Annotated in this window: 2 protein-coding genes and 1 pseudogene; all 3 read left to right on the top strand. The window is 73.1% G+C overall.

Annotation, left to right across the window (positions count from 1 at the left end; translation table 11 throughout):
• Nucleotides 1-295: 295 nt before the first annotated feature.
• Nucleotides 296-1,231, top strand: a pseudogene (locus GTR00_RS24285) (LacI family DNA-binding transcriptional regulator); the annotation flags it as partial.
• A 110-nt stretch (nt 1,232-1,341) separates the two neighbouring features.
• On the top strand, nt 1,342-2,571 hold the full coding sequence (locus GTR00_RS24280; protein WP_240900486.1) for a sugar ABC transporter substrate-binding protein: 1,230 nt from the start codon (nt 1,342-1,344) through the stop codon (nt 2,569-2,571).
• Nucleotides 2,564-3,532, top strand: a complete 969-nt coding sequence (locus GTR00_RS16920; RefSeq protein WP_166612756.1) for a carbohydrate ABC transporter permease — start codon at nt 2,564-2,566, stop codon at nt 3,530-3,532. Before GTR00_RS24280 ends, GTR00_RS16920 begins: the two co-directional genes overlap by 8 nt.
• Nucleotides 3,533-3,547 lie beyond the last annotated feature (15 nt).

Genomic DNA, 3,547 nt, shown 5'->3' with positions numbered 1-3,547 from the left:
GGGGCGAGCAGCGCGCAGCCCAGGGCCAGCGCGAGGGCGCGCAGCGGGGTGCGGGTGCGGCGGCGCCGCGCCTGCCGGCCCGCGTGCCGGCGCGGGCGCCGGTGCGCGTGCTGCTGCGGGCGGGGGTGGTGCTCCGGCACGGGGTCTCCCTGCTCGTGGACTTCTCCGTCAGCTCATCGGCAGATCGTCGCACCGGCTTGAGCCGGGTCCTTGCCCCGCCACCCGCCCGGCCGCTACCGTCCTGCTCGATACGCATCGACGAACGCCTCGACGACGAGCGCGGAGGGAGGGCGGCGTGGTCAGGGTCCCCACCAGCAAGGACGTGGCGCGCGTCGCCGGCGTCTCCCAGAGCACCGTCTCGTACGTCATGAGCGGCAAGCGGCCCATCTCGGAGAAGACGCGCCGCCTGGTCGAGGACGCGATGGCGCAGCTGACGTACCAGCCGCACGCGGGCGCGCGGGCGCTGGCGAGCCAGCGCACCAACGTCGTCGCGGCGGTCGTGCCGTTCCGCAGCTCCCTGAGCGCCCACGGGCTCATGGCGTTCGTGGAGGAGATCGCCCTGGCCGCCCGCGCCCGCGACTTCGACGTGCTGGTCGTCACGGCCGACGAGGGGCCCGGCGGCCTGCAGCGGGTGGCGGGCCGCGCGCTGTGCGACGCGGTCGTGGTCATGGAGGTGCGCACGCACGACGAGCGCGCCGCCGTGGCGCGCTCGCTGCCGCGCCCGGCGCTGTTCATCGGGTTCCCCGAGGACGCCGAGGGCCTGCACTGCATCGACTTCGACTTCGAGGACGCCGCCCGGCTGCTGGTCGCCGAGCTGGCGGCCGCGGGCCACCGCGAGGTCGTGGTGCTGGGCTGGGGCCGGGACGTGGAGGAGCACGGCATCAACTACGTGCCGCGCTTCCGGGACGCCGCGCGGGCCGAGGCCGACGCGCGCGGCGTGGCGCTGCGCTGGTGCGCGGTGGCGCCCGGGCAGGAGGACGTGGACGCCTGCCTGGACGACGTGCTGGCCGGGCGGCGCGGCGCGCCGCCGGGACTGCTGGTGACCACCGGCGCCCAGGAGGTCGTGAACTCCCTGGTGCGGCGCGGGCTGGTCCCCGGGCGCGACGTGGACCTGGTGGCGCTGTCCACGGACGCCGAGGCCGAGGCGCAGCAGGTGCCGCTGACGGCGGTGTCCACGCAGCCGCGCGACGTGTCCCGCCGGGCGATGGAGTGGCTCTTCGCCCTGCTGGACGACCCCGCCAGCCCCGGCGAGATGCGCCGGGTGCCCGCCGAGCTGACCCGCCGCAGCACCGCGAGAAGGACCGACGCCCACGACGCCGTGGGCACGAGGAGAGGAACGACATGGCTCGACGAGGAACCGTGCGGACCGGGCTGGCCGCCGTGCTGGCCGTGCCCCTGGTGCTCAGCGCCTGCGGCGGCGGCGGGGACGCGGGGGGGACCTCCTCCGGCGACGCCGGCACCCTGCGCGTGCTGGACTACTACAACTCCGACCCCAACGCCACGCTGTGGAACGACGCCATCGAGGCGTGCGGGGAGCAGATCGGCGTGCAGATCGACCGCGAGGCCGTGCCCGGCGAGAGCCTCATCCAGAAGGTGCTCCAGCAGAGCTCCTCGCGGACCCTGCCCGACGTGCTCATGCTCGACAACCCCGACGTGCAGCAGATCGCCGAGTCCGGCGCGCTGACCCCGCTGGGCGAGCTGGGCATCGACTCCACCGGTGTCGCCGAGGGCGTCCTGAAGGCCTCCACCTACGAGGGCGAGCTGTACGCCCTGCAGCCGGTGACCAACACGATCGCGCTGTTCTACAACAAGACCGTCCTGGAGCAGGCCGGCATCCAGCCGCCCACCACCTGGGACGAGCTCAAGGCCGCCGCCACCGCCCTCACCGAGGGCGACCGGTACGGGTTCGCGATGTCGAACATCAACACCTACGAGGGCACCTGGCAGTTCCTGCCCCTCATGTGGTCCAACGGCGGCGACGAGAAGGACATCGCCACCCCCGAGACGGCCGCCGCGCTGCAGCTCGTCAAGGACATGGTGGACTCCGGCTCGCTGTCGAAGTCCTCCGTGAACTGGTCGCAGGCCGACGTCGCCGACCAGTTCGCCGCGGGCAACGCCGCCATGATGATCAACGGGCCGTGGAACTTCGGCGTGCTGGACCCGGTGGAGGGCCTGGAGTACGGCATCGTGCCGATCCCGGCGCCCACCGCCGGCGGCACCGTCGTCTCCCCCTTCGGCGGCGAGGCGTGGGCCGTGCCGCAGACCGGCGACCAGGAGAAGCAGCAGAAGGCCGCCGACCTCGTGCAGTGCCTCAACGCCGACGAGAACCAGGTCGAGATCTCGGTCGCCACCGGCACCGTGCCCACCAAGCCCGAGCTGGCCGACGAGGTCTCCGCGCAGAACGCGAACCTGTCCACCTTCGCCGAGCAGGTCCCCGACCTGCGCGCCCGCACCGGCGAGCTGGGCCCGGAGTGGCCCGACGCCGCCACGAAGATCTACACGGCGGTGCAGAACGCGCTCGTGGGCGGCATGTCGCCCGAGGACGCCCTGCGGCAGGCCCAGGATGGCTGACCTCGCCGCCCCGCGGCGCGCGACCGGCGGGGTCAGCACCCCGCCGGCCGCGCCGGCCGCGCGCAGGGGCCCCTCGAAGCGGGTGGCCGGGCGGGCGGTCGAGGTCGCCTTCCTCGTCCCCGCCGTCCTCTACCTCGTGCTGTTCTTCGGCTACCCCATCGTCAAGAACGTCGTCATGGGGTTCCAGGAGTACACGACCCGCACCTTCTTCACCGGCGAGGCGCCCTGGGTGGGGCTGGCGAACTACGCCCACGTCGTCGGCGACGCCGTCTTCACCCGCTCCGTGGTCAACACGGTCCTCTTCACGGCCGGCTCGATCGCCGGGCAGTTCGTCGTCGGCCTGGCGATCGCGCTGTTCTTCCACAAGCGCTTCGCGCTCTCCGGGGTGCTGCGCTCGCTGATCCTGCTGCCCTGGCTGATCCCCATGATCGCCGGGACGGCGGTGTGGCGGTGGATCCTGGACACCGACAACGGCGCCCTGAACCGCATCCTGTCCGCGCTGCCGTTCGTCGACGTGCGCCCGGAGTGGCTCACCAGCACCTCGCTGGCGCTCGTGGCCGTCATCGGGGTGAACATCTGGCTGGGCATCCCGTTCAACATGACGATCCTGTACGGCGGGCTGCAGGAGATCCCCGAGGAGCTGTACGAGGCGGGCGCGCTGGACGGGGCGACCGGCTGGCGGGCGTTCCGGCACATCACCTGGCCGCTGCTGCGCCCGGTGGTCACCGTGGTGCTCGTCCTGGGCGTCGTCTACACGCTGAAGGTGCTCGACGTCATCCTCGGCCTCACCGGCGGCGGCCCGGCCAACGCCACCCAGACCATCGCCCTGGCCTCGTACATGTCGTCCTTCCGCGAGTTCGACTTCGGCGCGGGCGCGGCCCTGGGCAACATCCTCATCGTCATGTCCCTGGCCTTCGCGATCGTCTACCTGCGCGCCAACCGGCGCGCGGTGGACGAGTGAGGAGCGCGTCGTGAG

The organism is Kineococcus indalonis, assembly GCF_009906395.1.
Lineage (GTDB): Bacteria > Actinomycetota > Actinomycetes > Actinomycetales > Kineococcaceae > Kineococcus > Kineococcus indalonis.
This window is presented reverse-complemented; position numbering and strand designations above follow the sequence as displayed.